The organism is Natronorubrum halophilum, from assembly GCF_003670115.1.
GTDB classification, from domain to species: Archaea; Halobacteriota; Halobacteria; order Halobacteriales; family Natrialbaceae; genus Natronorubrum; species Natronorubrum halophilum.
In genome coordinates this window covers 1,208,778-1,235,014 of sequence record NZ_QQTY01000001.1, presented here as the reverse complement: position 1 = coordinate 1,235,014, position 26,237 = coordinate 1,208,778, and the positions used below count along the sequence as shown (strand labels likewise).

The window sequence follows — 26,237 nt, the reverse complement described above, 5'->3', positions numbered from 1 at the left end:
CCCCCGAACCGACCGGATTTGGGCCCGAAAGCCGAAAGCGATTCCCACCGGCCGACCGTCGGCTCGCGTATGAGCGATCGATCGGGGAGCGAAAGCGGAAGCGACCGCGGGAGCGAGGACGAACCGAGCCGCGTCGTCACCGCGTTCCTTCGAAATCGTGGCGAAGTACTGCTGTTGCGTCGCAGCGACACCGTCGGCACCTACGCCGGCCGGTGGGGCGGCGTCTCCGGCTTTGCGGAAGGCGATCCCGACGAGCAGGTCCGCGCCGAAATCCGCGAGGAGACGGGCCTCGAACCGGGCGACACCGTTTCGTTCGTCCGCTCCGGTCGACCGGTTCAGTTCGAGGACCCGGATATAGAGCGCGAGTGGATCGTCCATCCCTTCCTGTTCGATTGCGACACCCGCGAGGTCGAACTGAGCGAGGAACACGACGCCCTCGAGTGGGTCGCGCCGACCGAGATGCTGCTCGGCGGCGGGGACGCGGACGGCGACCGCGAGACGGTCCCCGAGCTGTGGACCGCCTACGAGCGGGTCGCGCCGACCGTCCGATCGATCGCGGCCGACGACGAACACGGCGCTGCATACCTGTCGATCCGCGCGCTCGAGGTGGTGCGCGACCGCGCGGGGTTGCTCGTCGGGGAGCGCGCCGACGCGGGAGCGGATCCGGACGGAGAGTGGGACGAACTCGCCGAACTCGCCGGCCGAGTACTCGAGGCTCGACCCTCGATGGCCGTCCTTCGCAACCGGGTCAATCGGGCGATGGCCGACGCGACGGCGGACGCCGCGCCCGATGGCGAACCCGCCAGCGCACCGGCCGTCCTCGAGTCGGCGGTCTCGAATATCGATCGCGCGCTGTCGGCCGACGACGACGCGGCGACGAACGCGAGCGAGCGCCTCGAGGGGGCCATCGCGACCCTCTCGCGGTCGGGGACCGTTCTCGAGGCACTCCGCGGCGGCGACCCGTCGCGGGTGTTCGTCGCCGAATCCCGGCCGGCGCGGGAGGGGATCGCCGTCGCCGAGGAACTGGCGGCAGACGACGCGATCGACTGTCCCGTGGCGGTCCACACCGACGCCGCTGTGGCGCACGTCCTCTCGAGCGAGGAGGTCGATCAGGTCGTGGTCGGCGCGGATACGGTGCTCGCCGACGGCTCCGTGGTGAACAAGACCGGCACGCGGACGCTGGCGCTCGCCGCCGCTCGCGAGGGGATTCCGGTATCCGTCGTCGCCGCGACCGATAAGCTCTCGACCCGCGAGGAGACGAACCTCGAGTCCGGCGCTCGTTCGGACGTGTACGACGGGGAGGCGTCGATCGACGTGCTGAACCCGACGTTCGACGTGACACCTGCGGATTGCGTTACCGAGTTCATCACCGAGCACGGGGCACTCGATCCCGGCGCTCTCGAGGGCGTGGTCGAAGCGCTACGCGGGTTCGAAGGGTGGCGCGATCGGTAGCGAGAAGCGATAGACGGAAACCCCTCGAGGGCGTACTCGACGACGGCGGCTGTGACGAACTGTTACCCCCTCTGAGCCCCTTGTGACGAGGATTTTTCCTGAGCCGCCCTTTCGAAGTACCCGGCGACGGCACCGTCTCTGAACCGTCCCCTCAGTAGTTCCAGTAGTCGACCGACTTCGCGGATCGATTGTCAGTAGAGGCGAAGAACGGTGCACTCACCGCGAGCGACCGAAGGGAGCGAGCGGGCCGACGACCGACCCGGAGGGGAGGGAGGAGTGCTTTTCATCAACGTTTTGCCGAGCGATCGAGCGCCAGCGAGGGAGCGCAGAGCAAAAGGTTAGCCCACCGAATGAACACTATCCTTTGTCCGACGCAGACTCCAGCAACGATGCCGAAGGCGAGTCTTCTCTGGAAAGGTTCAACTCGAGTTCGTCCGTACCCACACCCATGCAATTCGAACTCGAGCGACTCGGGGTTCACGATTCGGTCGACGCGGTGTTTCCGCCGTCGGAACTCGCGGGATTCCTGTCGGGACTTCCGGTTCCCGTCGACGTCATCGGCGACGACGAGATCGGGACCTGCGACGCCGTCGTCACCCTCGAGTACCGCGAGGCGTTCCTCGGCCTGAACTGGGTTCACTCCATTCAGGCGGGCGTCGATCGGTTTCCGTTCGACGACTTCGAGGCCAACGGCGTCGTTCTCACCAACAGTACGGGGATTCACGACCGGACCGTCGGCGAGACGGTCGCAGGGTACCTGCTGGCGTTCTCCCGGCGACTGCACGATCACGTCGCCGACCAGCAACAGCGCCGGTGGGACCGCCCCGAGTGGGACGAGGCGTTTACCCTCCCGGGGACGACCGCCTGTATCGTCGGCACCGGGACGCTCGGCCGCGGCGCCGCGGAAACCCTCGGCGCGCTCGGCGTCCGTGTGACGGGCGTCCGGCGATCGGGCGACCCGGTCCCCGGCTTCGAGGAGATCCATCCGAACGACGAACTACTCGAGGCTATCGCCGACGCCGAGTTCGTCATCGTTACCGTGCCGCTGACCGACGAGACGCACCACCTCTTCGACGCCGAGGCGTTCGCTGCCATGCGCGACGACGCCTACTTCGTCAACGTTGCCCGCGGCCCGGTCGTGGACGAGGCGGCGGTAATCGAGGCCCTCGAGTCGAACACCATCAAGGGTGCAGCGCTGGACGTCTTCGAGGAGGAACCGCTGCCCGAGGACTCCCCGCTGTGGGAGATGGACGAGGTGATCGTCACGCCTCACTGTGCGGCCTACACGCGGGACTACTTCCGCGACATCGGCGAAATCGTCCTCGAAAACGCGGATCGACTCGCGGACGGCGACGCGCTCACGAACCGCGTCGTCTGAGTCGCGCTCGAATTAACCCCATCGTCGTCCGAATCGCGTCGAATTACCCCAACCGCCGTCCGAATCGCGTCGAGTTACAGTCGATCGTCGTCCGACTGCTGGCGTCGCCGATAGACGGCCCCAGCCGTCACCCCGGCCGCCGCGAGGATTCCCGACCCGGCCAGAATGGGCGTTCGATTCTCCCGAACTGTCGAGCCGAGCGAGCCGTCGGTCGCTGGCGACTCCGCGTCGTCGGAGTCGGATTCCGTCCCCGTTCCGCCGTCGCGCTCGTCGCCCGCGCCGTTCTCGCCGGATTCGTCGGCAAGCGCCTCCCGAAGCGTGACGATCTCGAGGTCGCGCGCTTTCGCCTCCTGAATCGCGAATCGGACGCGCTCGGGCGTCGTCTCGTCGAATTGGCTGTGTCCGACCACGATCCCGAGGTGGTCGCCCGCGGCGACGTCGTCGTAGAAGCGCTCGATTTCGCCCCTGTTCACCGACTGTCCGTCGATGCTCGAGCGTCCGAGTTCGTGCGGATCGAGCCCCTCGAGCGGGTTCAGCCCGTTTCCGCTGTGGTTTGCGAAGGCGGCGTAGTGATCCCGGATGAGTTCGTCGGCGAACCCCTCGCCGCGGCCGAACGGCGAGACGAAGGAGTCGACGGTGACGCCCATGTCCTCGAGCGCGTCTTTCGAACCGACGACCTCCTCGCGGACGCGATCGTCGCTAAAGCGCGCGAACGCGGTGCCCGCGTCGAACGCGTCGCCGACCGGTTCCGCGAGGTCGAGGTAAATCCCGGTCTCGTCGCGGTCGCCGCCGGCGATGGCGTTCTCGACGGTCCGATCGCCGTCGCTGATCACGATTTCTTCGCCCTCGTGATGACCGAGGAAGCTGCCGTCGAGATAGAGCCGTTCGTCGTCCGATTCGGCGGGCTCCGTCAGGTAGAGATTCCCGACCGCGACGTGGCCGGCGGTGTGCGACATGATTTCCCAGCCTTCTGCCTCCATCTCTCGAAGGTGCTCCGGAAGCAGCCCCCAGGAGGTGTCGATGTAGTCGACGACGGCCGAACAGCAGGCGGGGACGCCCTCCTCCTGGTGGATGGGGAACGTGTCGGTCCAGTCCTCGCGCCGGCTATCGTCGTAGACGAACACGACCTGACCGCCGGTGCTCGCTCCGGTGGAGCCGACGACCGATCCGGTTCCGGACCCGACCCCGGCCACCGCCAGTGCGCCCGCCGCTCCGAGCCGACAGGCCTCGCGTCGCCCCAGTTCATCCATCACTCCCACCCGCCGTCTTCGGCCGGTTTCGTGTGCGCTGCTCGTCGGAGCGTCGGCGAAGCGTATCCAAACTGCACGCTGAGATCCATAGATACGAATCGGAGCCACGTAGCCGTTATTATTGTACCGTTAAGCGCTCGAACAGCGGGGAACCGGATCGTAGAAGAGCGAGCGGTTAGCGTCTGTACCCGCGGTCGACGTCGTCGCGTGTCGGCGAGGAACTGGGCGACGACGCCCACACCGCCTTTCGGTCGCCCGTGCCGGGATCGGCGCGGACACCAACACGGCAGACCGCAAAGGGAACGGTCGTTAGAAAAACTTGAACAGGTCGTCGCGCTGTTGCTCGTGCAGTCGGTCGCGGACGGCCTCGTTCAGGGAGCTGATTTGTCCGTTCTTGGCGGTGATCGGGGCGATTGTTTCCTGCCACTGTTTCCACGGCGGGAGCAGGCCGAGGCGGTCGCAGAGTTCGTTCAGCCGCTCGTCCCTGTCGTCGACCTTGTCCATCTTGTTGACGGCGACGACGGTCGGCACGCCGAGTTCCCGCAGGAAGTGAAACATCTCGACGTCGTAGGGGATCTCGTCGGGACCGGAGTGGCGGTCGATGATGTCGACGACGCTCTTGCCGTCGACGACGAGGATCGCGACGAGGATGTTGTCGGCGTACTCCTCGAGATAGCGGACGATTCCCGTCTTGATCTCCTCGCGGTGGTCCTCGTGGACGCCGCTCATGAAGCCGAAACCGGGCAGGTCGGTGATGACGAAGTCCTCGGGAGCCCAGTCGTAGTGATTCGGTTCGCGGGTGACGCCGGGTTTCCCCCCGGTGTCGAAGCTGTGGCCGGTTATCTCGCGCATGAGCGTCGATTTGCCCACGTTCGAGCGACCGACGAGGGCCACTTCGGCGTCTCGGTCGGGGCGCGTGTCGAACATACGCCACCGTAGGTGCGTCCCGTGTTTATATACACCGTGTCGGCTCGCCCGTCCGCCCCTCGAGCCGCCGTCTCGTCGACTCGAAACCGATCGACAGACCGGCGAAAGCGCCCCAAGTTATGACCCCGGGGGTATTCAGCCACTCGTGTGCGGCTCGTACAGCTGACGGTTCCGACGGGAAAGCGCCAACTGATCCTCGAGCGACTCGAGGAGCGCGGAATCGACTACGTGCTGACCGACGAGAACAGCAATCGAGACTACACCGCCGTCGTTTACTTCCCCTTACCGTCACCGGCGGTCGAACCAGTTCTCGACGAGTTGGACGAGGCGGGCGTCGACGAGGATGCCTACACGGTCGTCGTCGACGCGGAAACGGTCGTCTCACGCCGGTTCGAGTCGCTCCGCGAGGAGTACGAAAACGGCGACGTCGCGACCGATCGGATCTCGAGACAGGAACTCGAGGCCGAGGCCGATTCGCTGACGCCGACGTTCGCGGTGTACGCGATCATGACGGTCATCAGCGCCGTCGTCGCGACGGCGGGGCTCTTGCTCGACTCGCCCGCCGTCGTCGTCGGTTCGATGGTGATCGCGCCGCTGATCGGCCCGGCGCTCGGATTGTGTGTCGGCTCGGTGATCGCCGACGAAGAACTGTTCAAAGAGAGTCTGCTCTACCAGATCGTCGGCATCGTCCTCGCGATCGGTGCAGCGGCCATCTTCGCCTGGCTCGTTAGGATGACGAATATCGTCCCGCCGGGACTCAATATCGGTTCGGTCGGAGAGATTTCCGAACGGCTCGCACCGGACCTACTCTCGCTCGTGATCGCACTCGGCGCCGGCGTCGCGGGGATCATCAGTATCGCGACGGGGACGTCCGTCGCGCTCGTCGGCGTCATGATCGCGGCGGCGTTGATTCCGCCCGCCGCGGCGGCCGGCATCGCCATCGCGTGGGGACAGCCGTCGGCTGCGATCGGTTCGACGGCACTCGTGTTGGTCAACGTCCTCTCGGTGAACCTCGCCGGCCTTCTCACGCTGTGGTGGGCCGGCTACCGCCCGGAGAACCTGTTCTCGCTCGGTGAAACCCAACAGCGCGTCCGCAGGCGGGTGATCGGTCTGGCCGTCATCGTCCTCGTCTTCGCGATGTTTCTCGGTGCCATCACCTACTCCTCGTACGCCGTCGCGACCTTCGAGGAAAACGCCCGCATCGAGACCGAAATGGTCCTCTCCCAGGAGGAGTTCGCCGAGTACCAACTCCTCGAGTTCGAGGTGATCATGGACGACGACTACCCGTTCGTCGGTCCGGAGCGCGTGATCGTCACGATCGGCGGGCCACAGGGCGAGATATCGCCGGCGCTGGCCGACACGTTGTACGAGCGGATCAATCGACACGCCGACAACCCGGTGGGGGTCGAGATCAGATCCGTCGGGATCACCGAGCGCTAGGGAGGCGCGTTCGCCGGCCGGAAACCCATAGGCGTTCGATTCTCTCCGACAGCGATTCCTCGAGTCCGGCACAGATCGGTCGGGATCGTCAGGATACGAGGCGGGATGCGCTCGAGACCGAATCACCGACGAAACCGGTCGAAGCGCGACGTCCGCCCGTCGGTGCTGTCCGAAGCGGGTTCGGCGTCGGAATCGGACTCCGTCGCGGTCTCGGAACCCGTCCCGAGGACAGCGTCTGCGTTCGCCGTTTCTTCCGCGTCCGTAGCCGCGCTGGCGCTCGCATCGGAGTTCGACCGCCTGCGAGGCAGTCGGCGTCGAATCCAGGCTCTCGGCCCGCCGATCCGGTTCACGAGGTACGTCGGGAAGTAGAGGACGAGCGCGCCGAGCGTCAGGTAGCCGACCGCCCAGGTGTACCGTCCCGTTCGGAGCGACTCGAGGCCGAGGAAGAACATCGGCCCGGCCATCGAAAAGCCGACGGCGGTCTGGAGCATCCAGAGGATTCCCGGTCCGTTCATCGCTGCTGTGGACTCGTGCGCTGGCTTCGATCGCGGTTTCGACGGCTCGCCGGCACGACTACTCCTCGAACGGAAGTTTCGGCCTGTGGTCGATCGCGTCGACGGCCGCCCTGAGAACCGTTTCGACGTCCTCGCCCGTTTCGACGCTCATGGTGTAGTCGGCGTTCATCTCGTCGGCCAGACTGTCGTCCCACACGTCGGTGCGGTCGACCTTGTTCGCAACCGTGAGGACGGGAACGTCCTCGAACTGGGCGGCGATCGAGTCTCGAAGCTCGAGTTGGGAGGCGAGCGGGTAGCCGCACTCGGCGCTCGGATCGAGCATGACGAGCATGCAGTCGGCGAGGTGTTCGACGGCGCTGACCGCCTGGGATTCGATCTCGTTGCGCTCCGCCGGTGGACGATCGAGCAGGCCCGGCGTGTCGACGATCTGGTAGCGAACGTGATCACGCATCGCGGACCGTTCGGTCCCCTCCGATTCGGCGGACAGGTCCGCCCCCTCGAAGTGGCCGAGGCCGATTCCGCGGGTCGTAAAGGGGTACGACGCCGTCTCGCCGCGGGCGTTCGTGACGTCGTTGACGAACGAGGACTTGCCGACGTTGGGGTAGCCGGCGACGACGATCGTCGGCTCGTCGGGGTTGATCTCGGGCAGGTCCCGCAGGTCGTTCCGGGACTTGTTGATGTACAGCAACTCGTCGTCGACCTGCTCGACGATGTCCGCCAGGCGCGCGAAGGCCTGCTTTCTGAACTTCCGAGCCGTATCGACGTCGGTCTTGCGCAGCTTTGGCTGGTACTCCTGGTGGATCTCGCGGGCCTTGCGGCTGGCCCACATCACCTCCGAGAGGCTCTGTCGGAGCTCGTCGACGTCGACGATCGCGTCCGCGAGTTCGTAATAGAAGGGGTGGACGTCGTCCTCGTACTCGAAGTCCGGCCACGCCGTGACCACGTTCTCGAGGTTGTCTGAAATGATGTTGGCCGCCACCTGGAGCATCGACTGCTGGGCCTCGAGGCCGCCTTTCGCATTCCCGGCCCGCGCTGCCCGCGAAAACGCTTTGTCGATCAGCTCTTCCGACGTGGGCGTTGTCGGAAGGTCTTCGAAAATCATACCCGACACTAGATCCCCCGCTCATAAAAGGTCGTTCGTTACGTACCGGCGGAAATCACCGCGGGATTATATCCCGTCCGACTGTTTAGATGGCACATGCACGTTTGTTGTTTCGTTTCCGGCGATCTCAGAGTGAGGAAACGGCTCCGGTCACTCGAACGAGAGAGCCGCGAGGTGACGATCACCGTCGTGGACGCGACGGACGTGGACGACTGGGACCGGACGGAATCGGTCGACTGCGTGCTCTGTCACGAGAGCGTCTCCTCGCCGGAGATCGACCGGATCCGATCGGAGTGGCCGGCCGTTCCGTTCGTTTACGTGATCGCTGATCGCGGCGAGGGGTTCGAGGAGGGAGTGATGTCCGAGTTGCGTCCCGTCGACGACTGGGTGGGCGAGGACCGACTCGTCGCGGAGCCGTCGTTCGTCGTCGCTCGTCTCCGCCGAACGGTCGAACGGGCGGAGGTACTGTCGGGTGTGCGAGAACGCGCCGCTCACTTCTCCGGCCTCGTCGAAAACGCGTCGGACCTCGTCACGGTTCTCGACGAAAACGGTGTGGTCCAGTATTTGAGCCCGTCTATTTCCGACATTCTGGGCTACGAACAGGACGAACTCGTCGGCGAGTACGCGTTCGACTACATTCACCCGGACGACACGGACCACGCTGCGGAGGTCTTTTTCGAAGGCGTCGCATCCGAAGGGAGCCGTACCGGTCGTGCAGTGTTCCGGTTTCGACACGCAAACGGATCGTGGATCTCCCTCGAGGGAGTCGGCCGGTCGATTCCAGCCGACACCACCGCCGATACGGAACGCGACGGCCGCGAGTTCGTGGTCATCTCCCGAGACATCACGGAGATGGGAAAGACGATCGAGGAACTGCGGAGCACGCGCGATCAGTTGCAGGTTATTCTCGACAACACGACGGCAGTCGTCTACATGAAGGATCTCGAGCAGCGGTATCTCTACGTCAACCCGGCGTTCGAGCAACTGTTCGATCGGTCGCGTGAGGAGATACTCGGAAAGCGATCGGAGGACCTCCATCCGGCGGTCAACGTCGAGCAGATCAACGAGATGGACCGCGAGGTGCTCGAGAAGGGACAGTCGAACAAGTACGTCGAAGATTTCCGGATCCAAGGCAAGCGCCGGGTCTTCTTCAACGTCCGAGCGCCGCTGTTCGACGCCGACGGCGATCCGTACGCGATCTACGGAATCGCCACCGAGATCACCGAGCGCAAGGAGCGCGAAGAGAGCATGCAGGCGCTCGCCCAGGCCGGGCCGCGGTTGCTGGAGTGCGAAACGATGGAGTCCGTCGGCTCGGTCGCCGTCTCAGTCACGAAATCGGTGCTGAACCAGCCGATCACCGCTATCCTGGTCCCCGACGAACGAGACGACGTGCTCCGACCGGCTGTGATGACCGACGAACTGATCGAGCAACTCGGCGACTCGCCGAGGATAAACGGGAGCGCGAGCGTCGCCTGGCGAGTGTTCACCACGGGTGAGCTGTACGCGTCGGGCAACGTCGACGCCGATCCGGAAGTGGAAGAGCCGACCGCGATCGCGAGCGAGATCATCGTCCCGCTCGGCGAGCACGGGGTACTACTCGCCGCTTCGACCGAACCTCGTGAGTTCGACGAACACGACCTCGAGTTCGCGACGATTTTGGGGTCGATGATCCAGGGGACGATCGACCGGGTCGACAGGGAACGACAGCTCCAGACGAAAAACCAGCGGTTGGGTGAGTTTTCGAACGTCATCGCACACGACCTCCGGAACCCGCTCGCCGTCGCGAAGGGGTACACCGAACTCGCACAGGACACCGGCGACGTAGCACACCTCTTGGACGTCGAGGAGGGTATCGAACGAGCGCTGTCGATCATGGACGGACTGCTCGCGCTCGCGCGGACCGGTCAGGGGGTCAGCGAGTTCGACTCGGCCACGCTCGAGCGTCTGGCCAGCGAGGCGTGGTCGTCGATTGAGACGTGCGACGCGACGCTACAGGTCGAGACCGACCGGACGGTTACCGCCGACCTAAGATGGCTCCGGCAGCTATTCGAGAACATGTTCAGAAACGCGATCGAACACGGCGGTACGGACTGTTCCGTTCGCGTCGGCTCGATCGACGGCGGCTTCTACATCGCGGATGACGGCCCCGGGATCGACCCGGAGCACCGAGATCGGTTGCTGGAGGGTGGAACCACCGATGGCGACGTCCGGTTCGGCTTCAAGATCATTCAGGATGTCGTCGGCGCACACGGCTGGGAGCTCTCGATCGGGGAGAGCGAGGATGGCGGTGCGAGGTTCGAAATCGTCGGCCTTCGGTAGGATCGCGCTCGGTATTTCGATCCACCGTCGCACTGCAACTCGAGATCTCGTTCCTCTGTGAGCGCCGCGAGCGGATCGATGCTCCCGCGTTCGGACGGACGACAGATGTCGATTGACCAGCCAGTTCCGGCCGACAGTATATCCGCATCGTCCGCGTACACTCGGTTATGACGAACTGGCGCGCGGTCATCGTCGGCTTCCTCGTCACGACCGTCCTCGGACTGTTCGGACTCGTCCTCCCCGGAATCGGCCAACTGGCCGCCGGACTGATCGGCGGCTTCGTCGCCGGCTACATGGCCGGCGGCGGTTTCGGACGGGGCTTCTGGCACGGCTTACTCGCGGGTTCGCTCGGCGGAATCGTTGCCGGGGTGCTCATCGCACTCGTCGTCGGCCTCGCCGGGTGGACGCTCGGCCCCATCGGTGGTGCCGTCTCCGGTGCGGCTGGGCTCGGGATCCTCGCCGTGGCCGTCGTCGTCTCGCTCGTGATGGCCCTCGAGAGCGCGATCGCCGGTGCCGTCGGCGGCGTGCTCAACCCCGATCGATCCGACCGCCGCCGGAGCGGCCCCGGGACGTACTGATCGTCGGCGCTTGAAGCAAGATACCGGCACGACGGAATCGGCGCTGTCAAACGGTACCTCGAGGCCGAAAAATCGGTTCGAGTTCCTCGGAGTAGCGTCGACGGGAGCCGCGGCTACCTCGATTCAGGCCGACGCCATCTCGCGACAGCTCTCGGCACACTTCGGGAGAATCTCCGCGCACGCCTGACAGTGCTCGTGATCGTGCTGAGCGCACTCCTCGGCGCATTCCTCACAGAGGTCCGCACAGATCTCCCCCAGTTCCTGGTGGTAACCCGAGTTCCGGGCCATCCATCGCGCGTGCAGCGCCGCGATATCCGCCACGTCCCGACAGAGCCGGATGCAACGGGCCATCTCCTCCCCCTCGTCCAGACAGGCGTCGGCACACCACTCGCAGACCTGGGCGGCCTCGAGACAGTTGTCGATACACTCTTGCATGTGGTCGTCCGCGTGGTCGATCTGTTGGAGCGCCATCGTGTGAACGAACGGTGAACACCGCCATCAAAGTTTGACGAGCGACTGCAAGGGCGACGGCCGGCGGTTCCGACGGGACCGACGCCGCGCCCGCAGCCGTCGGTTCTCAGCGCCGCGCCTCAAGTTCCGCCTCCAACTCCTCGAGGGACACGCCTTTCATCGAGAGCAACACGAGCAGGTGATAGACGATGTCGGCGGCCTCGTAGGCGATCTCGTCGTGATCGTCGTCTTTCGCGGCGAGAACGAGTTCGGTCGTCTCCTCGCCGAGTTTCTCAAGCACCGCGTTCTCGCCCTTCTCGTGGGTAAACAGCGAGGCGGTGTAGGAGTCCTCGGGGAGTGTTTCCTTGCGATCCTCGATCACGGCGAACAGTTCGTCGAGTGTGTCTTCCATCTACATTTCACCGGGTACGTTGCGAATATCCTCGAGTTGCTCGAACTTTTCGCTATCGTCTCGGCCGTCCTCGAACACGTCCTCGGTGATCTCGATCGGAACGTTCGTCCGGGCCGCCAGCGCGAGCGAGTCGCTCGGACGGGCGTCGATGACGGTCTCGCCTCTCGGCGTCTCGAGGTGGAGGTCGGCGATGTAGGTGCCGCCTTGCCCGTCGTCGCGTTCTTTGATCTCGTTGACGACGACGCGATCGATTCGGCTCCCCAGTTCCTCCATGACGTCGAGCAACAGATCGTGGGTCAGCGGTCGGCCGATGTCTTCGGCCTCGAGGCCACGGGCGATGCTCGTCGCCTCGGTGAATCCGATGAAGATCGGGACGACGTCGTCTTCGTCGTCGACGCTGAGGACGACCACTGGAACCGGTCCCTGTGGCGTCCCCGCGACGCGGACCGCGTCGATGGAAGCCTGCATATCCCTAGCGTCGCGTGCGGGAAAGAAAACACGTCCGGTCGCGAGTGCATGCACGTCCGGTTGCGAGTGCATACACGAGGGGTCGGGTGCCGGTCGACGCGAGGCCGCGTCGCGACACCTCGAGACGAGGCGTCGACGCGTTACTACGTCGACTTCTCGACGACGACGGTTCCGTCGCTCGAAACGGTCACACGACACCCTTCGTACGAAAACGAGACTTCGATCGGCTGCGCTCGGTTCGACACCACGAGGTCGGTGAGCGCTTCGGGGTCGACGGTCTCGAAAAGCGGTGTCATGTCGATGGGATCGCGGTTCGTAATCGTCGCCACGGTTTCGACGATCGTCACGACGACCGCGTCGGGATCCGCGTCGAATCGGGCGTGAAACGTTCCCGTCGTGGGATCGTGGCCCACGCTGTCCTCTCCGAACGGGCTGGCAGATGGGGGGTTCGATGTGGTCGTATCGTTGCTCATTGCTCTCTCATACAGGACACCGCGTGGTAAGAGGTGACGCTGACCTGTCAGCGTGCGTCCGCGCCGGACTTCTCGAAGAGGTGCCGGAAGACGGTTTGCTGGGCCTTTCGAAGGTGCTGGTTGAAGGTCTGTCGAGTGACGCCGAACCGATCCGCCAGTTCGCCGCCGGTACTGGTCCGAGGGGTGTCGAAGTAGCCGCCGAAGTACGCGGAATCGAGCGCCGCGATCTGCCGGTCGGTGAGCGCGTCGGCGACGACGTCGTACAGCAGGTGCGGCGAGTAGACGAGTTCCTCGGACGCCAGTTCGGCCTCCGGGTGGAACCGTCGGATCCCCTCCGCGGCCAGACGGGGATCCACATCGCCCGGTAGTTCGCCGAGGAACCGGACTTCGTCGGGAGCGACGAGGATGGCGCGGGCGCGGCCGCCGAGGGACTGAAACACGTAGGATACCGTCGTCGATTCCGCGTGGGCCTCGATGCGACTGTAGCCGTCGATCGAACTGAGCAACCGCGTGTCGAGATAGTGGGGGACCTCTTCGACGGCGGTGACGAAGTCGCTCGCGGAGAGGTCCGACGTTCCCATGTACTGGACGGTCGTTTCGTCCGGCAGCGAGACGATAGAGTCGATCTCGATCCACGTTTCGCCGTCGTCGACGCGAAGGGAGGGCGGGACCGCCGACTGGGACGCGCGGAACTCGAGTCGTCGAACGTGGTCGCTGGTCAACCGCTCCTCGCGTCGTTTCAGCGCCGTTACGTCCTCGAACGCAACGACGACGTACTCGACCGCCCCCTCGTCGTCCAGCACGGGTGAGGTGTTGCTCGAGAGCCACCGCTCGGAGCCGTCCGACAGTTCGATCCAGTGTTCGAATCCGAGCTCGCGCTCGCCCGTCTCGAAGACGTGTGTGATGGGGTGGTCGTCCAGGGGGATCGGCGCACCGTCGTCGTAGTAGACGTTCCACTCGGGCGGATCGTACGCACCGCTGGTGAGTTCCTCGCGGCTGAGGCCGAGCGTCTCCGACGCGCGTTCGTTCGCGAAGACGATGGCTCCCGTCGAATCGACCACGATAGCGCTGACCGGATTCACGTCGAACACGCGCTGTGCGAGACCGCTGGGCGGTGTGCACTGGGGCGCGTCCGTCCGATCGCCGGTTCGTTCGCCGTCGCGAAGTTCCCCCGGGGGCGGCTCCGTCATCGTTTCACCGGCCGTTCGATGGCTCGAGGCTCCACGTCGAACCGACGAAACCGTTCGCTGCCGCGGCGACGACTGGGGGAGTCGCGGTTCGCCTGCGACCGTTCCGTACGCGTACTCCCGAGGGATCGAACGGACGTGCTGGCGAAGTGATGGTGATCCACAGCGGCGGTACGGGCTCGTCGGCTAAATCTGTTCCACTGGTAGCGAATCCTGAGGCTCCGTGCGGACGGCCGGTCCGGTGCGGTACTCCCGCCTCGTCGACCACCGCACACCGCCCGGCTACTCCGCCGTCTCGGGGGCGGCCGCCGACGCGGTGTCGTTCTCGAAAAACGCGAGGCCGTGAATACGGCTGTCGGGGGTCAACTCGGGGTGAAACGCGGTGCCGACGACCGGTCCGTCTCTGACGGCGACGGGTCGCCCGTCCCACGACGCGAGCACCTCGGCGTCCCCGTCCCCGACGGCGTCGATGGCCGGTGCGCGGATGAACACCGCCGGATACGGCTCGTCGTCGGCGAGTCCGTCGACGGAGAGCGGCGCTTCGAAACTGTCCTTTTGTCGCCCGAAGGCGTTGCGCTCGACCGCGACGTCGACGAGCCCGAGCTCCTCGACGCGGTCGTCGTTCGCGTCGCTCGAGGCGACGATCAACCCGGCACACGTCGCGAGCAGCGGTTTTCCGGCGGCGACGTGCGCCCGAATTTCGGGCGCGATCCCCTCGCCGTGAAGCAGTCGGGAGATGGTCGTCGACTCGCCGCCGGGCATCGCGAGCAGGTCGCAGTCGGGAACGATGCCGGATTCGCGGATCTCGCGGACGGCGACCTCGCGGCCGCGGGCCGCCGCCGCGCGTTCGATGGCGGCCGCGTGTTCTTCGACGTCGCCCTGGACGGCGACGACGCCAGCGGTCAGTGACATGGCCGTCGATACGCAACGCGGTCTCAAAAAGGTCGCGTCCCCGGTTACGGGACGCTGACGAGTCGAACGCTGTTCCCGTCCGGATCGGTGACCTCGAGGCCGTCGTCCGTCTCCGTAACGGAGGCTCCGCCGTTCTCGAGTCGCGTCCGAATCGACTCGAGCGCGTCGTCCGCGGGAACGACCACCTCGAACCACGCCAGTCCGCGGGTGTCGTCCGAAGCGGGCGTCGATCGCCCGTTCCAGGTGTTCGCGCCGATGTGGTGGTGGTAGCCTCCCGCGGCGAGGAACAGCGCTGTCGGGGTGGCCATGGTGACGTCGAATCCCAGTAACTCGGCGTAGAACGTTCGAGCGGCGTCGATCGACGTCACCTCGAGGTGGATGTGGCCGACCGTCGTCCCCGGCGGTGCCGCGTCGGCCGACTCGCCGCCGGCGTCCGCTCCGAGCGCCTCGAGATCGAGCGGTTCCGATCCGATGCGGAGGCCGCCGTCAGCGCTGTGCGGCCAGTCGGCCCTGTCCCGATCGCGGTAGAGTTCGACGCCGTTTCCCTCCGGATCGGTGAGATAGAGCGCCTCGCTGACGCCGTGGTCGGACGCGCCGTCGAGCGTCCAACCGTCGCGAACGCGGACCAGCGCGTCGCCCAGTGCCCCGCGAGTCGGGAGCCTGAACGCGTTGTGGTAGAGCCCGGCTTCCGCTCGAGGCCGCGCGTCCGCAGTTTCATCGCCGCGTAACTCAAGCAACGGCGTTTCGTCGACGCCGAGTACCGTCGTCGACGGCTCCCGGTGTAGAATCTCGAGCCCGACGACGTCGCGATAGAACTCGCTCGTCGTCACCCGGTCGGTGACGGTCAGTGCGGTCCGGCCGAGCCGGGTTGGTTCCGGGAGCCGCGCGGTGGAATCGCTCATATCTGTCCCATACGCGCCGCCGGGATATACACCGGTCGACTGACCGTTGCCCCATGGACCACTGGAGTGCCGCTCGAGCGGAAACGGACGGGATCGGTCTCGATCCTGCGAACGGAAGGGAACTGGATAGCGCCGCCGCTGGCCGTTCGAGGATCGCCGAAAAGCTGGGCTCGGTAGCTACGAAGCGAACGTCAGGAGCTGGACGAGCACACCGATCATGACGCCGGTCGCGATCACCGTCTTCGGATCGATCTTGATCGCGTTCGAGTCCTCCGAGTCGAAATACCGAATCAGCCCAGCGCTGGACATCAGCCCACCGGTATTTTGCCCTTTATCCATACTCGTACCTACGGGCGGGAGAAACTAAACCTTTCGTCCCGTTTCAGCCCCGTTCGGTTCCGTCGATTGCGGCAATCACACCCAGGTGGGAAACCCTTATCCGCACTGCGTTGGAACTAGCGATGAACCGTATGACTGTCACACTCAAGGACTTCTACGCAGACTGGTGTGGCCCCTGCAAGACCCAGGACCCGATCCTCGAGGAACTCGAGGACGACTGGGAGGGCCGATTCGAGGTCGAGAAAGTAAACGTCGACGAACAACAGGATATCGCGAACGAGTACCAGGTCCGTTCCCTGCCGACGCTCATCATCGAGAACGACGACGGTATCGTCGAGCGATTCGTCGGCGTCACCCAGCGCGAAGACATCGCGGACGCCCTCGAGTCAGCCGGCGCGTAAGCGACGGACACGCGAACACGCGCAGTTTTTCGCTCTTTGCACCTCCGAGTCGAGACGCCATGTGTGGCCGCTCGATTAGCTACGGAAACGCGGACATGTTCGCCCGGCGACGGCCGCCGCTCGCCCGGGTCCGTCGACCAGGCGTGGCGCGTCGGGCCGGGAGCCGGTGTTACGGCTCGTCCGGATCGACGTCGTCCGAACCGGCGTCGAACTCGTCTCCGGTGTCGAACTCGTCGCTCGAGAACCCCTCGGCGTCCTCGAACGCGTCGGTGTCGGTCACCTCGTCCTCGTCGACGTCGAACGCGTCGGTCTCGAGATCGTCGCCGTCGACGACGACGCTGCCGTCCTGGATCTCGATGACGATTCCATCGTGTTCTTCCGTGCGACCGATCAACCGGTTTGTCGCCGATTCGACCTCCTGGTTGACCGACCAGACGAACCGGAGGACGGACTCGAGTTCGGTGCCCGCCTCCTGAAGACCCCGTTCGGGCGAGAGTTCGCCGAGGCTCTGGGCACCCTCCGGGTGGAGGTACTGGATCGGGTGATCGGTGGGAACCTCCCGCAGGTCGACCTCGAACGACCAGAGGTAGGGGAGCAGTTGAACGGCGTACCCCTTCGGTTTCGGTGCTTTGCGACCGGCGGCCGTCATGGCCACGCCGATAGCCGTCGTCCCCGAATCGGTATCGTAGTAGACGCCGGGAATGCCTGGAATTGAAAGGCGCATACGTAACGGTGGCTCTCGCCACGGGTGAGTCTGCACCCGGCACTTCCACCCTCGTTTTATACTCTCGAGGACAGCCCCGGCGACCGGAATCGTCCGACGAAAATCGCGTTTCAGTACCCCTCGAGCCCGTACAACTCGCCGTACTTCGAGTTCACGTACTCGAGGAAGTGGTCCGCCGTATACTCCTCGCCGGTGGCCCGCTCGATCAGTTCGGGCGTTGTGTAGCGCTTGCCGTGTCGGTGGACGTTCTCGCGGAGCCAGCCGTTGAGGTCGTCGAACTCGCCGTTTTCGATCCGGTCGTCCAGCGCTCCCAACTCCGCTTCGGCGGCCGCGTACAGCTGCGCCGCGAGCACCGAGCCGAGCGAGTACGTCGGGAAGTAGCCGAAGCTCCCGTGGGACCAGTGGATGTCCTGCAGGCACCCCTCCGCGTCGGTTTCGGGGCGGACGCCGAGGTACTCCTCGTACTTGTCGTTCCAGACCTCGGGGACGTCTTCGACGGCGAGGTCGCCCGAGATGAGGTCGCGCTCGATCTCGAAGCGGATCACGATGTGGAGGTGATAGGTGAGTTCGTCTGCCTCGACGCGGATGAGGTTGTCGTCGTAGACCTGGTTCGCGGACTCGTAGGCTGCTTCGGGTGTGACGTCCTCGAGACTCGAGAAGCGCTCGCGGACGATCGGCAGGAAGTGCTCCCAGAAGGGTCGGGAGCGACCGACGTGGTTCTCCCAGAGGCGCGACTGGGATTCGTGGACCGAGAGGTCTCGAGCCTCGCCGAGCGGCGTGCCGTACCCCTCGTCGGGGAGACCGAGGGTGTAGTTCGCGTGGCCGAACTCGTGGATCGTCGACGTGATCGAGCCCAGCAGGTCGTCTTCCTCGAAGCGGGTGGTCACGCGGGCGTCGAACTGCGTGCCGGAGGAGAAGGGGTGGGGTGCGGTGTCCAGTCGGCCGCGGCCCCAGTCGTAGCCCAGCGAGTCGAGGACGTCCCGCGCCAGGGCCTCCTGGTCGTCGTCCTCGAACGTGCCCGCGAAGGCGTTCGTCTCGATGTCCGCGTTGCTGTCTTCGATCGCGTCGATCAGCGGGACGAGTCCGTCGCGCAGGCGCTCGAGCACTCGTTCCGCCGCCTCGAGGTCGAGATAGGGTTCGTACTCCGCGAAGAGGACGGCGTAGGGGTCCGCGTCGGGATCGATGTGGTTCGCGTACTCCCGCTTCAACTCGACCAGGGTCTCGAGGGTGGGCGCGAACTGCTCGAAGTCGTCTTCCTCCCTCGCCCGTTTCCACGTCGGGTGGGCGTTTGCGGTCGTCTGGGAGATCTCCTCGACGAGTTCCTGCGGGACGCTGGTCGCGCGGTCGTATCGCCGGCGGACCTCGCGGACGACGGCGGCCCGTTCGCCGTCGAGATCCGCCGCTTCGAGTTCCTCGAGCAACTCGCCCGTCTCGTCGGCCGTCAGCAGTTCGTGGCCGAGCGAGGACAGCGTCGAGAGCTGTTGGGCTCGAGCGGGCGTTCCCTCATCGGGCATCACGACCTCTTGATCCCACTGCAGGATGCCGGCGGCGTTCGAAACGTTCGAAATTCGCCGGACGCGCTGTTCGAATTCGTCGTAGGTATCGCTTGCAGCCGCCTCGCTCCGGGCCTGATCGGTCGACATGGCATATCGTAGGCGAGGATGTGGTATCAACGTCGTGGTTCCGGCGACCTCGAGTCGAGATCGTCGAACCGTCGAACGCGCCCTCCGCAGAGACCGCCGATCGACACCTGTCGAGGATGCTGATAGTCTCACACCCGTAATCGCATCGATCGTGACGTTCTCGTCCCGATATGCCGAATTGGTGATAGCGATCCAGAACTCGCAAGCAGTGAACTGTTCGGGCCATCTGACGTGTGTCGTGACAGTATGGTTGTAGCCTCGGCAATCGTGTTCGTCGTGAGTCTGTTGATCGGTGCACTGGGCGTCTACGTCGGCGCACGCGTCATCGTCGGCGCTGGCGATTACGATCACGCGATCGTCACCGCGTTAATCGGGGCGATCGTCTGGGCGGTCGTCGGATTCTTCGTCGGTTGGATACCCCTGCTGGGTCCGCTCCTGGCCCTGCTCGCGTACATCGCGGTGATCAATTTCCGATACCCCGGCGACTGGACCGCCGCGGCGATGATCGGGCTGCTCGCCTGGGTGACCGTCCTGGTCGTGTTGTACGTCCTCGCCCTGCTCGGCATCACCGGCTTCGGTGCGGTTGGTGTCCCGGGCGTCTGATCGATCTCGACTCGTTCCGGCGCGACCGACCCGCAGCGGACGTCCCACAGACGTAAGCGGGTTCACGTCGAACCCCGACGCATGGTCACTCGCATTCTCGTTCCGACCGACGGGGGCGATTCCGCGACGGCGGCCCTCGAGCACGCGGTGGATCTCGCCGCCGAACAGGACGCGACCGTTCACGTACTCGCGGTCGTAGAGACGAATCACTCGAGTCTCGAGCGGCTCGGCATCGACGTCGCCGACACCCTCGAACGGGAGGCCGAAGAGATCGTTTCGGACGCCGTGGAACTCGCCGACGACCGCGGCGTGGCCGTCGTCACGCACATCGTTCGGGGCGATCCGGGAGGCGTGATCGTCGACTTCGCCGCCGGTGACTCCGATCGATGGGTGGACGGCTCGGAAGACGCCGGAAACGGGTCTTCCATCGCGTTCGATCTGGTCGCGATGGGCGTCCGCGGACGACGCGGTCTCGGAGAGTACATCCTCGGCAACGTCACGGATCACGTCGTCAACAGAAGCGAAGTCCCGGTCCTGACCGTTCGCGCAGCCGACCACGGAACGCGAACGTGCCCGTACTCCGACGTCCTCGTCCCGACGGACGGGAGCGTTCACGCGAAGGCGGCGGTGGAACTGGCCGCGACCATCGCCGGTCGACACGGCGCAACGGTGCACCTGCTGTCCGTTATGGACGAACTTCCGGAAGTTCTCGACGCGGAATCGGCGCGACTTCCGGCACAACTCGAGGAGAACCTCCAGGCCGTCCTCGACGAGGAGGTGTCGAACGCCGAGCGCGCGGGGGCCGACGACGTCACGACCGCGATCACGTCCGGATCGGTGCCGCGAGAGGTCACCGACTACGCCGAGGCGGAGGACGTCGATCTCATCGTCATGGGCACCCACGGGCGGTCGGGTATCAACCGACACCTGCTCGGGAGCTTTACGGATCGAGTGATCCGCACGGCACCGGTTCCCGTCCTCACGACCAGAAAAGCCGACGAGACGGACTGAGGCCGAACCCGTGCTGCCGCCGCCGATGCTCGTTTTGTGGCGCTAGCTGAGCCACGACTCGGCCACCCGCCGGTAGGTCTCCCGACACCGCTCGAGCACCTCGAGCGAGACGCTCTCGTCTTTCGTGTGGGCCTCGCCGGGTTCGGACGGGCCGTAGATCACGCACTCGGTCCCCGCCTCCGAGAGCCACCCCGCGTCGGTCGCGTGGGGTTTCGTCACCAGTTCCGGCGATCCCGACTGAACGTCGCTCGCGGCATCGAGGACCGCCCGGGCGAACGCCGCGTCGTCACAGCGCATCGGCGGCAGGTCCTGGTCGACGGTCCACGTGACTCCCTCGAGATCCTCGACCCGCCCGAGGGCGGCCCGTTCGCCCGGAACCGTTCGCTCGTCGACGGTTAGTTCGCAGCGCTCGGGAACGACGTTCATCGCCGACCCACCCTCTATTTCGGTGACGACGAGGCTCCCCTCGAGCGTTTCGCCCGCGACCGAAACTGACGGGGCCTCGAGAGTACGCACGATATCGACGGCGTCGGTAGCGCGGTAGATGGCGTTCTCGCCGACACTGGCCTCGCTGGCGTGGGCCGCCGTTCCGCGGGCCGTGATCGTGCTCCCGCGGCGGCCCTTGTGCGCGACGGCGACGTCCGTGACGTCGGGTCCCGAGTAGTTGGTCGATCCCTCGCCGACGATGGCGTACTCGGGAGCGAACCCGTTCGCAATCGCGTGGCGCGCGCCGACCCCGCCGACCTCCTCGCCGACGAAACTGGCGAAGACGAGTTCCCCGTCCGGGTCGGCGTCGCCGGACTGCGTCCGGCCGCTCGAGGTGCGTCGCGCGTCGCTGTCCCGGAACGCGAGCATCGCCGCCGCGACCGCCCCTTTCATGTCCGCCGCGCCGCGGCCGTAGAGCCGACCGTCTCGTTCCTCGAGGACGTACTCGGGGGCGGCGTCCGCGTCCGAAGCCGGGATCCTGCGCTGTGACTCCGCCGGTTCGACGACGTCGTGGTGGCCGACGAGCGCCAGCGTTTCTCCACCGGTTCCGCGTCGTGCGATCACGTTCCCCGCGGCGTCTCGAGTCACGTCGGCGTCGGTTTCGCGTCGTAGCCACGCTTCGATGTAGTCACCCGCGGCCGTCTCGTCCTCGTGGATCGGGATCGAAACGAGGTCGCGCGTCAACTCGCGTACGGTCATACGTTCGACTACGGTGTCATCCGTGTTGTGTCCGTCGCGAACCGTCCGTCACCGTAGCGGGTTGTCGATCGGTCTCACGCCGTCCGCCGACCGGATCGGAGACCGACTCCCGCAGCCTTATACTCGCGGGAGCCAAATCGTCGCCCATGAACGTCGTGCCGGATACGAGCGTAGTCATCGACGGTCGCGTTTCGGCGACGATCGGCGATGGGCAGTTCGAGGGAGCGACGATTTCGGTGCCCGAAGCCGTCGTCGCGGAACTCGAGGCGCAGGCAAACGACGGGATCGACAGCGGCTGGGACGGCCTGGAGGAACTCCAGCGACTCGCGGATCTCGCCGACGAGGGGACGATCGAACTCGAGTACGTCGGCGAGCGGCCGAACGCCATCGAGCGCGGTCACGCCTCCGAGGGCGAGATCGACGCGCTCATTCGCGACCTCGCGGAGGACCTCGGCGCAACCTTCCTGACGAGCGACATCGTCCAGGCCGAAGTCGCCGAGTCGAAGGGCCTCGACGTCGAACACGTCTCCCCCGAAGTCCGCGAGGTGGGGACGCTGGCCGTCGAGGAGTTCTTCGACGACCAGACGATGAGCGTCCACCTCAAGACCGACGCCGTGCCGAAGGCCAAACGCGGCGAACTCGGCGAGATGCGCTACGAGGCGATCGCCGACGAGCCGACCGACGAGGCCACGATGGACGAGTACGCCCGCGAGGTCGTCGACGCGGCCAAGGAGGCCACCGGCGGCTTCATCGAACTCTCCGAACCGGGCATGCAGATCGTCCAGTTTCGGGACTACCGGATCGCCATCGGTCGACCGCCGTTTTCCGACGGTATCGAGATCACCGCCGTCCGACCGATCGCCCAGACCGACATCGACGACTACGAGCACGCCGACGAGTTGAAAGAGCGACTGCTCGAGCGCCAGCGCGGCGTCCTGATCTCGGGCGCGCCGGGAGCCGGGAAGTCGACGTTCGCCCAGGCGGTCGCCCGCTATATCTCCGACAACGACTACTCGGTCAAGACGATGGAGAAGCCGCGGGACCTGCAGGTCGGCCCCGAGATCACCCAGTACACGGAACTGGCCGGCGAGATGGCCAAAACCGCGGACGCCCTGCTGATGGTCCGACCCGACTACACCATCTACGACGAGGTCCGCAAGACGAACGATTTCGAGGTCTTCGCGGACATGCGACTCGCGGGCGTCGGCATGATCGGCGTCGTGCACGCGACGCGGGCGATCGACGCGCTGCAGCGACTCGTGGGCCGGGTCGAACTCGGCATGATTCCGCAGGTCGTGGACACGGTCATCTACATCGAGGCCGGCGAGGTCGACACCGTCTACGACGTCAAGACGGAGGTCAAGGTACCCGCCGGACTCACCGAGGAGGACCTCGCCCGGCCCGTGATTCAGATCACGAACTTCCAGACCAACGAGCCGGAGTACGAGATCTACACCTTCAACCGGCAGGTCGTCACCGTGCCGTTGAAAGACGAGGACGGCGGTCCCGCGAACGAATCCGGCGTCGACCGCATCGCGAAACAGGAGATCGAACGGGAGATCCGCTCGATCGCCCAGGGTCACGTCGACGTCCACCTCAAGAGCCAGGACACGGCCGTCGTCTACGTCGAGGAGAACGACATCTCGAACGTCATCGGGAAGGGTGGCGGCCGGATCACCGACATCGAGAACCGACTGGGGATCAGCATCGACGTCCGCACCCACGACGAGAACCCTAACTACGGCGCGGGCCGCGGTGCCGGTGCCAGCGCCGACGGCGGTTCCGGAGGGGGACGGGTAGCGGGCGAGATCGTCACCCCCGAGATCACCTCTCGACACATCGTTATCCCCGTCGACGGCAACCACGGCGAGACCGTCGAGGTCCAGGCCGCCGGCGAGTACCTGTTCACTGCGACGGTGAGTCGCGGTGGAGAAATTCAGGTGTCTCGAGGGAGTGCGATCGCGGACGAGTTAGAGCAAGCGATCGATCGGAAAGACCCGGTAACGGTCGTGCCGTCGTAGGTGGCTATCGCGTGAGCGGCTTTTTGGTGGAGATTTTTGCGCGAGTGGTCGCTTTAGCGACCCGAGCGGAAAAAGGTCCATCGCGAAGGACCCGGTAACGGTCGTGCCGTCGTAGGCGACTATCGCGTGAGTGGGCTGGCTTCGCCGCCTCGAAATGCGAGCGGTGCAACCGGAGCGAACGGGAGTGAGCGGCTCTTGTGGCCCTCGGTTAGAGGACCGTCCATCGCCGTCCCGGCTCCGCTCGGAACCCGTACATGCCATCGTCAGTGACCACGACGAGTCGGTCGTCGACGAGGTACAGGTCGCCCGAGCAGTCCAGTGCCGCAAGCGACGAGACGCCCCACCACGGATCGCCGGCACCCGTCACGGCGACCAGCCCGCACTCGTTCATGTCGGGTCCCGACCCCTGCCCGTAGATTCCATCGGCGTCGGCGACCGGCGTTCCTCGAAACGAATAGTCGTTCCGCCGCCACGCGACCTCGCCGTCGGCGATGTTTATCGCCTCGAGCGCCCCCCTCGAGTCGTGGTAGAGCCGAGCGGATTCGTCGACGAGTATCGGTGTTCCGTTCCCGGTCCCGGCCTCGAGTGCGAGCGAAAACCGACGATCACCGGCCGGCGTTCTGGCGCTGACGGTCCCGTCGACGCCGACCACCGCGTTCGTCCCGCTCGTCTCCAGCCAGTCCGGTGATCCCTGGAGCGCGGTCATCGATCGAACGCTGCCGTCGCCGGTGATGCTTTGTAGCGTAAATTCGGCGACGTTCCCATCTGCGCTCGGTCCACCGGCCGTCGTCAACCACACCCACCCGTCGGCGACCCCTGCATCGATGAGTTCGTCCGCACCGACCGCCTCGCGCTCGAGCGTGAACCGTTCCTCGCCGTCGTCCGCGTCGAAGCAGACAAGCCCATCGTCGTGGACGCCGACGACCAGTTCGGAACCGGCGCGCAACGACAGGGCGGGTCCGCCCCAGTCGGTCGTCCACCGCGGCTCCGGGTCGTCGTCGCCAGTCGGCTTCTCGAGCGCTGTTACGTGCCCGTTCTCGAGCGAGAGGTACGCCGCCCCGTGGGCGACTGCGGGGTCGCCCGCGTACTGGGTCTCGGCGCTCAGGCCCCAGACGACCTGTCCGCTCGAGTCGTACGCGGTGACACGGGCGTCGTCGACGCTGGCAAAGCCGAAGTCGCCATCGTGTTCGATTGACGTGCCGCTCCGATTTCGGACGTGGAACAGCGTTCGACCGTCGCCGAGCCAGATTTCGTCGTTCGAGCGAGACAGGCCGGTGGACGTGGTGCGCTCTTCGTGCCAGTCGATCTCGCCGCTGCCGGGCTGGTAGCCACAGCCGGCGACTACGGCCGCGAGTCCGGGTCCGGTCGCCGCGAGCAGTCGGCGGCGGGTGAGTCGATCATCCGTCATCGTCTCGTCTCGGTCACGGTCCCGGTTTCGGCGGCCAGATCGCGTAGCCGTTCGATCCGTTCTTGCGTCGGTGGATGCGTATCCGGGAAGATGTCCGTACTGACGAGTTCCTTCGACCCGAACGCGCGGGACTCGAGCGGCGCGAGATACAGCGCCTCCGCGCCGCCGTCGAGCTTCCGGAGGTCCGCGTCCGGGACGTCAGGCATCGATTCGTCGATCTTCTCGAGCGCACCGGCGAGGGCCGCGGGCGAGCCCGTGATCGCCGTGGCGGCCCGATCGGCGGCGTACTCGCGCTGCCTCGAGAGGACCCGATAGAACAGCACGCTTGCGGCCCAGAACATCGCCGAGACCGTCAGCGTCACGACGGCACAGACGACGATGACGACGATCGCGACCACGAGACCGCGGCCGTCGTTCTCGCCACGGCTCGAGCCGCCGCCGAATCCGGAACCGAACAGTCGATAGAGCCCATAGAGCACGTAGAACGCGGCGGTCGCGAGGTAGTACGTGAGCGTCGGTAACAGCCACGCGACGGTCATCAGGTTCGCATCCCGATTCTTCAGGTGGGCGAGCTCGTGGGCGACGACTGCCTCGAGTTCCTCGTCCTCAAGCGTCTCGAGCAGTTCGCTCGTCACGACGATGCGCCCGGTCCCGCCGCCGGCGACGGCGAAGGCGTTGGGGACCCCACTCCTGACTATGGCGACGTCCGGTTTCGCGACGTCGACCTGTGTCGATAGTCGGGTCACCGTGGCGTGTAGCTCGGGGTACTCGCTCGCGTCGACGGCGCGAGCCCCGACTGATCCGAGGACCGTTCGCGGGCCGAAGTAGTACTGCACGACGAGCCCGCCGAGGACGACGACTGTCAGGACGAGGGGATCGACGTAGAATTCGCCGTGGTACGGCCGCTCGTTGGCCCACTCGAGGAGGGCGATGCCGATGGTGTTCGCGAGGAAGACGAACGTGTAAACGAACGCGAACGGGAGGCAGACGATCAATCCGAGCGCGACGAGCATTCGGAGCCGGAGGGTCTGGGATGTGTCGGGAGCGGACATGACAGCAGTGAAATCTGACCGTAGTTCGCCATCAAACTGTTCGAATATAATTGTATCCTTCGATGAATGAACCGTCGGAACCGCT

Annotated in this window: 26 protein-coding genes; 9 read left to right on the top strand and 17 right to left on the bottom strand. The window is 65.7% G+C overall.

Features of this window, described 5'->3' with window-relative positions; genetic code table 11:
• Positions 1–69 precede the first annotated feature (69 nt).
• Both DWB23_RS05915 and ddh read left to right on the top strand, forming a co-directional pair.
• Entirely contained in the window at positions 70–1,452 is a 1,383-nt protein-coding gene (locus DWB23_RS05915; protein ID WP_121741845.1) for an NUDIX domain-containing protein, read from the top strand.
• A 448-nt stretch (positions 1,453–1,900) separates the two neighbouring features.
• Positions 1,901–2,830, top strand: coding sequence for a D-2-hydroxyacid dehydrogenase (gene ddh, locus DWB23_RS05910; protein ID WP_121741844.1), 930 nt, complete (start codon positions 1,901–1,903; stop codon positions 2,828–2,830).
• A gap of 74 nt (positions 2,831–2,904) precedes the next feature.
• Here the strand turns inward: ddh and DWB23_RS05905 are convergent, their stop codons facing one another.
• Positions 2,905–4,080, bottom strand: a complete 1,176-nt coding sequence (locus tag DWB23_RS05905; protein WP_121741843.1) for a polysaccharide deacetylase family protein — start codon at positions 4,078–4,080, stop codon at positions 2,905–2,907.
• A gap of 309 nt (positions 4,081–4,389) precedes the next feature.
• Entirely contained in the window at positions 4,390–5,007 is a 618-nt protein-coding gene (engB, locus tag DWB23_RS05900; protein ID WP_121741842.1) for a GTP-binding protein EngB, read from the bottom strand.
• 147 nt (positions 5,008–5,154) lie between these two features.
• Here engB and DWB23_RS05895 point away from each other — a divergent pair, with 147 nt between their 5' ends.
• Complete coding sequence (locus DWB23_RS05895; RefSeq protein ID WP_121741841.1) at positions 5,155–6,447, top strand: TIGR00341 family protein; 1,293 nt, start codon at positions 5,155–5,157, stop codon at positions 6,445–6,447.
• A gap of 122 nt (positions 6,448–6,569) precedes the next feature.
• Here DWB23_RS05895 and DWB23_RS05890 read toward each other — a convergent pair whose 3' ends face one another.
• The gene (locus DWB23_RS05890) at positions 6,570–6,962 is read right to left on the bottom strand and encodes a hypothetical protein (RefSeq protein WP_121741840.1); all 393 of its coding nucleotides are present in this window, start codon (positions 6,960–6,962) and stop codon (positions 6,570–6,572) included.
• A gap of 58 nt (positions 6,963–7,020) precedes the next feature.
• Entirely contained in the window at positions 7,021–8,064 is a 1,044-nt protein-coding gene (locus DWB23_RS05885) for an NOG1 family protein (RefSeq protein WP_121741839.1), read from the bottom strand.
• A 132-nt stretch (positions 8,065–8,196) separates the two neighbouring features.
• Between DWB23_RS05885 and DWB23_RS05880 the strand changes: the two genes are divergently transcribed.
• Positions 8,197–10,383 (top strand): PAS domain-containing sensor histidine kinase, encoded by a 2,187-nt coding sequence (locus DWB23_RS05880; protein WP_238717355.1) that lies wholly within the window; start codon positions 8,197–8,199, stop codon positions 10,381–10,383.
• A gap of 167 nt (positions 10,384–10,550) precedes the next feature.
• The gene (locus DWB23_RS05875) at positions 10,551–10,961 is read left to right on the top strand and encodes a DUF5518 domain-containing protein (RefSeq protein ID WP_121741837.1); all 411 of its coding nucleotides are present in this window, start codon (positions 10,551–10,553) and stop codon (positions 10,959–10,961) included.
• A 123-nt stretch (positions 10,962–11,084) separates the two neighbouring features.
• Here DWB23_RS05875 and DWB23_RS05870 read toward each other — a convergent pair whose 3' ends face one another.
• The 8 genes from DWB23_RS05870 to DWB23_RS05835 form a co-directional block, all read right to left on the bottom strand.
• Positions 11,085–11,432, bottom strand: a complete 348-nt coding sequence (locus DWB23_RS05870; RefSeq protein ID WP_121741836.1) for a four-helix bundle copper-binding protein — start codon at positions 11,430–11,432, stop codon at positions 11,085–11,087.
• A 106-nt stretch (positions 11,433–11,538) separates the two neighbouring features.
• Positions 11,539–11,823: a phosphoribosyl-ATP diphosphatase gene (hisE, locus tag DWB23_RS05865; RefSeq protein ID WP_121741835.1), complete on the bottom strand. Its 285-nt coding sequence runs from the start codon at positions 11,821–11,823 to the stop codon at positions 11,539–11,541.
• Positions 11,824–12,291 carry a bifunctional nuclease family protein gene (locus DWB23_RS05860; protein ID WP_121741834.1) on the bottom strand — a complete coding sequence of 156 codons (468 nt, stop codon included), beginning with the start codon at positions 12,289–12,291 and terminating at the stop codon, positions 11,824–11,826.
• A gap of 143 nt (positions 12,292–12,434) precedes the next feature.
• Entirely contained in the window at positions 12,435–12,764 is a 330-nt protein-coding gene (locus DWB23_RS05855; protein WP_121741833.1) for a HalOD1 output domain-containing protein, read from the bottom strand.
• Positions 12,765–12,811: 47 nt separating this feature from the next.
• Positions 12,812–13,954: a helix-turn-helix domain-containing protein gene (locus DWB23_RS05850; RefSeq protein WP_121741832.1), complete on the bottom strand. Its 1,143-nt coding sequence runs from the start codon at positions 13,952–13,954 to the stop codon at positions 12,812–12,814.
• 279 nt (positions 13,955–14,233) lie between these two features.
• On the bottom strand, positions 14,234–14,863 hold the full coding sequence (gene pdxT, locus DWB23_RS05845; RefSeq protein WP_121741831.1) for a pyridoxal 5'-phosphate synthase glutaminase subunit PdxT: 630 nt from the start codon (positions 14,861–14,863) through the stop codon (positions 14,234–14,236).
• Between the two features lie 44 nt (positions 14,864–14,907).
• Positions 14,908–15,765: a VOC family protein gene (locus DWB23_RS05840; protein WP_121741830.1), complete on the bottom strand. Its 858-nt coding sequence runs from the start codon at positions 15,763–15,765 to the stop codon at positions 14,908–14,910.
• A gap of 177 nt (positions 15,766–15,942) precedes the next feature.
• Positions 15,943–16,104 (bottom strand): preprotein translocase subunit Sec61beta, encoded by a 162-nt coding sequence (locus DWB23_RS05835; protein ID WP_121741829.1) that lies wholly within the window; start codon positions 16,102–16,104, stop codon positions 15,943–15,945.
• 131 nt (positions 16,105–16,235) lie between these two features.
• Here DWB23_RS05835 and DWB23_RS05830 point away from each other — a divergent pair, with 131 nt between their 5' ends.
• Complete coding sequence (locus DWB23_RS05830) at positions 16,236–16,505, top strand: thioredoxin family protein (protein ID WP_121741828.1); 270 nt, start codon at positions 16,236–16,238, stop codon at positions 16,503–16,505.
• Between the two features lie 169 nt (positions 16,506–16,674).
• Here DWB23_RS05830 and DWB23_RS05825 read toward each other — a convergent pair whose 3' ends face one another.
• Both DWB23_RS05825 and DWB23_RS05820 read right to left on the bottom strand, forming a co-directional pair.
• Complete coding sequence (locus DWB23_RS05825) at positions 16,675–17,229, bottom strand: hypothetical protein (protein WP_121741827.1); 555 nt, start codon at positions 17,227–17,229, stop codon at positions 16,675–16,677.
• A gap of 110 nt (positions 17,230–17,339) precedes the next feature.
• Positions 17,340–18,872, bottom strand: a complete 1,533-nt coding sequence (locus tag DWB23_RS05820) for a carboxypeptidase M32 (RefSeq protein ID WP_121741826.1) — start codon at positions 18,870–18,872, stop codon at positions 17,340–17,342.
• Positions 18,873–19,118: 246 nt separating this feature from the next.
• Here DWB23_RS05820 and DWB23_RS05815 point away from each other — a divergent pair, with 246 nt between their 5' ends.
• Together DWB23_RS05815 and DWB23_RS05810 are read left to right on the top strand one after the other, a co-directional pair.
• Complete coding sequence (locus DWB23_RS05815; RefSeq protein ID WP_121741825.1) at positions 19,119–19,475, top strand: hypothetical protein; 357 nt, start codon at positions 19,119–19,121, stop codon at positions 19,473–19,475.
• Between the two features lie 81 nt (positions 19,476–19,556).
• The gene (locus tag DWB23_RS05810) at positions 19,557–20,486 is read left to right on the top strand and encodes a universal stress protein (RefSeq protein ID WP_121741824.1); all 930 of its coding nucleotides are present in this window, start codon (positions 19,557–19,559) and stop codon (positions 20,484–20,486) included.
• A gap of 42 nt (positions 20,487–20,528) precedes the next feature.
• Here the strand turns inward: DWB23_RS05810 and DWB23_RS05805 are convergent, their stop codons facing one another.
• Entirely contained in the window at positions 20,529–21,671 is a 1,143-nt protein-coding gene (locus tag DWB23_RS05805) for a M20 family metallopeptidase (protein ID WP_121741823.1), read from the bottom strand.
• 146 nt (positions 21,672–21,817) lie between these two features.
• Here DWB23_RS05805 and DWB23_RS05800 point away from each other — a divergent pair, with 146 nt between their 5' ends.
• Positions 21,818–23,692 carry a PINc/VapC family ATPase gene (locus tag DWB23_RS05800; RefSeq protein WP_121741822.1) on the top strand — a complete coding sequence of 625 codons (1,875 nt, stop codon included), beginning with the start codon at positions 21,818–21,820 and terminating at the stop codon, positions 23,690–23,692.
• 208 nt (positions 23,693–23,900) lie between these two features.
• Here DWB23_RS05800 and DWB23_RS05795 read toward each other — a convergent pair whose 3' ends face one another.
• A complete protein-coding gene (locus DWB23_RS05795) occupies positions 23,901–25,100 on the bottom strand; it encodes an outer membrane protein assembly factor BamB family protein (RefSeq protein ID WP_121741821.1) in 1,200 nt (399 codons plus the stop codon).
• Positions 25,097–26,152, bottom strand: a complete 1,056-nt coding sequence (locus DWB23_RS05790; protein ID WP_238717354.1) for a M48 family metalloprotease — start codon at positions 26,150–26,152, stop codon at positions 25,097–25,099. The genes DWB23_RS05795 and DWB23_RS05790 overlap by 4 nt, the downstream gene beginning before the upstream one ends.
• Positions 26,153–26,237: the final 85 nt, after the last annotated feature.

Excerpts from the sequence above, each read along its gene's own strand:
- DWB23_RS05850 (WP_121741832.1), bottom strand. The coding sequence starts at position 13,954 with ATGACGGAGCCGCCCCCGGGGGAACTTCGCGACGGCGAACGAACCGGC.
- DWB23_RS05790 (WP_238717354.1), bottom strand. The coding sequence starts at position 26,152 with ATGTCCGCTCCCGACACATCCCAGACCCTCCGGCTCCGAATGCTCGTC.
- DWB23_RS05855 (WP_121741833.1), bottom strand. The coding sequence starts at position 12,764 with ATGAGCAACGATACGACCACATCGAACCCCCCATCTGCCAGCCCGTTC.
- DWB23_RS05915 (WP_121741845.1), top strand. The coding sequence starts at position 70 with ATGAGCGATCGATCGGGGAGCGAAAGCGGAAGCGACCGCGGGAGCGAG.
- DWB23_RS05875 (WP_121741837.1), top strand. The coding sequence starts at position 10,551 with ATGACGAACTGGCGCGCGGTCATCGTCGGCTTCCTCGTCACGACCGTC.
- DWB23_RS05800 (WP_121741822.1), top strand. The coding sequence starts at position 21,818 with ATGAACGTCGTGCCGGATACGAGCGTAGTCATCGACGGTCGCGTTTCG.
- ddh (WP_121741844.1), top strand. The coding sequence starts at position 1,901 with ATGCAATTCGAACTCGAGCGACTCGGGGTTCACGATTCGGTCGACGCG.
- DWB23_RS05815 (WP_121741825.1), top strand. The coding sequence starts at position 19,119 with ATGGTTGTAGCCTCGGCAATCGTGTTCGTCGTGAGTCTGTTGATCGGT.
- DWB23_RS05805 (WP_121741823.1), bottom strand. The coding sequence starts at position 21,671 with ATGACCGTACGCGAGTTGACGCGCGACCTCGTTTCGATCCCGATCCAC.
- DWB23_RS05860 (WP_121741834.1), bottom strand. The coding sequence starts at position 12,291 with ATGCAGGCTTCCATCGACGCGGTCCGCGTCGCGGGGACGCCACAGGGA.
- DWB23_RS05835 (WP_121741829.1), bottom strand. The coding sequence starts at position 16,104 with ATGGATAAAGGGCAAAATACCGGTGGGCTGATGTCCAGCGCTGGGCTG.
- DWB23_RS05840 (WP_121741830.1), bottom strand. The coding sequence starts at position 15,765 with ATGAGCGATTCCACCGCGCGGCTCCCGGAACCAACCCGGCTCGGCCGG.
- DWB23_RS05885 (WP_121741839.1), bottom strand. The coding sequence starts at position 8,064 with ATGATTTTCGAAGACCTTCCGACAACGCCCACGTCGGAAGAGCTGATC.
- DWB23_RS05825 (WP_121741827.1), bottom strand. The coding sequence starts at position 17,229 with ATGCGCCTTTCAATTCCAGGCATTCCCGGCGTCTACTACGATACCGAT.
- engB (WP_121741842.1), bottom strand. The coding sequence starts at position 5,007 with ATGTTCGACACGCGCCCCGACCGAGACGCCGAAGTGGCCCTCGTCGGT.
- pdxT (WP_121741831.1), bottom strand. The coding sequence starts at position 14,863 with ATGTCACTGACCGCTGGCGTCGTCGCCGTCCAGGGCGACGTCGAAGAA.
- DWB23_RS05820 (WP_121741826.1), bottom strand. The coding sequence starts at position 18,872 with ATGTCGACCGATCAGGCCCGGAGCGAGGCGGCTGCAAGCGATACCTAC.
- DWB23_RS05890 (WP_121741840.1), bottom strand. The coding sequence starts at position 6,962 with ATGAACGGACCGGGAATCCTCTGGATGCTCCAGACCGCCGTCGGCTTT.
- DWB23_RS05795 (WP_121741821.1), bottom strand. The coding sequence starts at position 25,100 with ATGACGGATGATCGACTCACCCGCCGCCGACTGCTCGCGGCGACCGGA.
- DWB23_RS05810 (WP_121741824.1), top strand. The coding sequence starts at position 19,557 with ATGGTCACTCGCATTCTCGTTCCGACCGACGGGGGCGATTCCGCGACG.
- DWB23_RS05870 (WP_121741836.1), bottom strand. The coding sequence starts at position 11,432 with ATGGCGCTCCAACAGATCGACCACGCGGACGACCACATGCAAGAGTGT.
- hisE (WP_121741835.1), bottom strand. The coding sequence starts at position 11,823 with ATGGAAGACACACTCGACGAACTGTTCGCCGTGATCGAGGATCGCAAG.
- DWB23_RS05905 (WP_121741843.1), bottom strand. The coding sequence starts at position 4,080 with ATGGATGAACTGGGGCGACGCGAGGCCTGTCGGCTCGGAGCGGCGGGC.
- DWB23_RS05830 (WP_121741828.1), top strand. The coding sequence starts at position 16,236 with ATGACTGTCACACTCAAGGACTTCTACGCAGACTGGTGTGGCCCCTGC.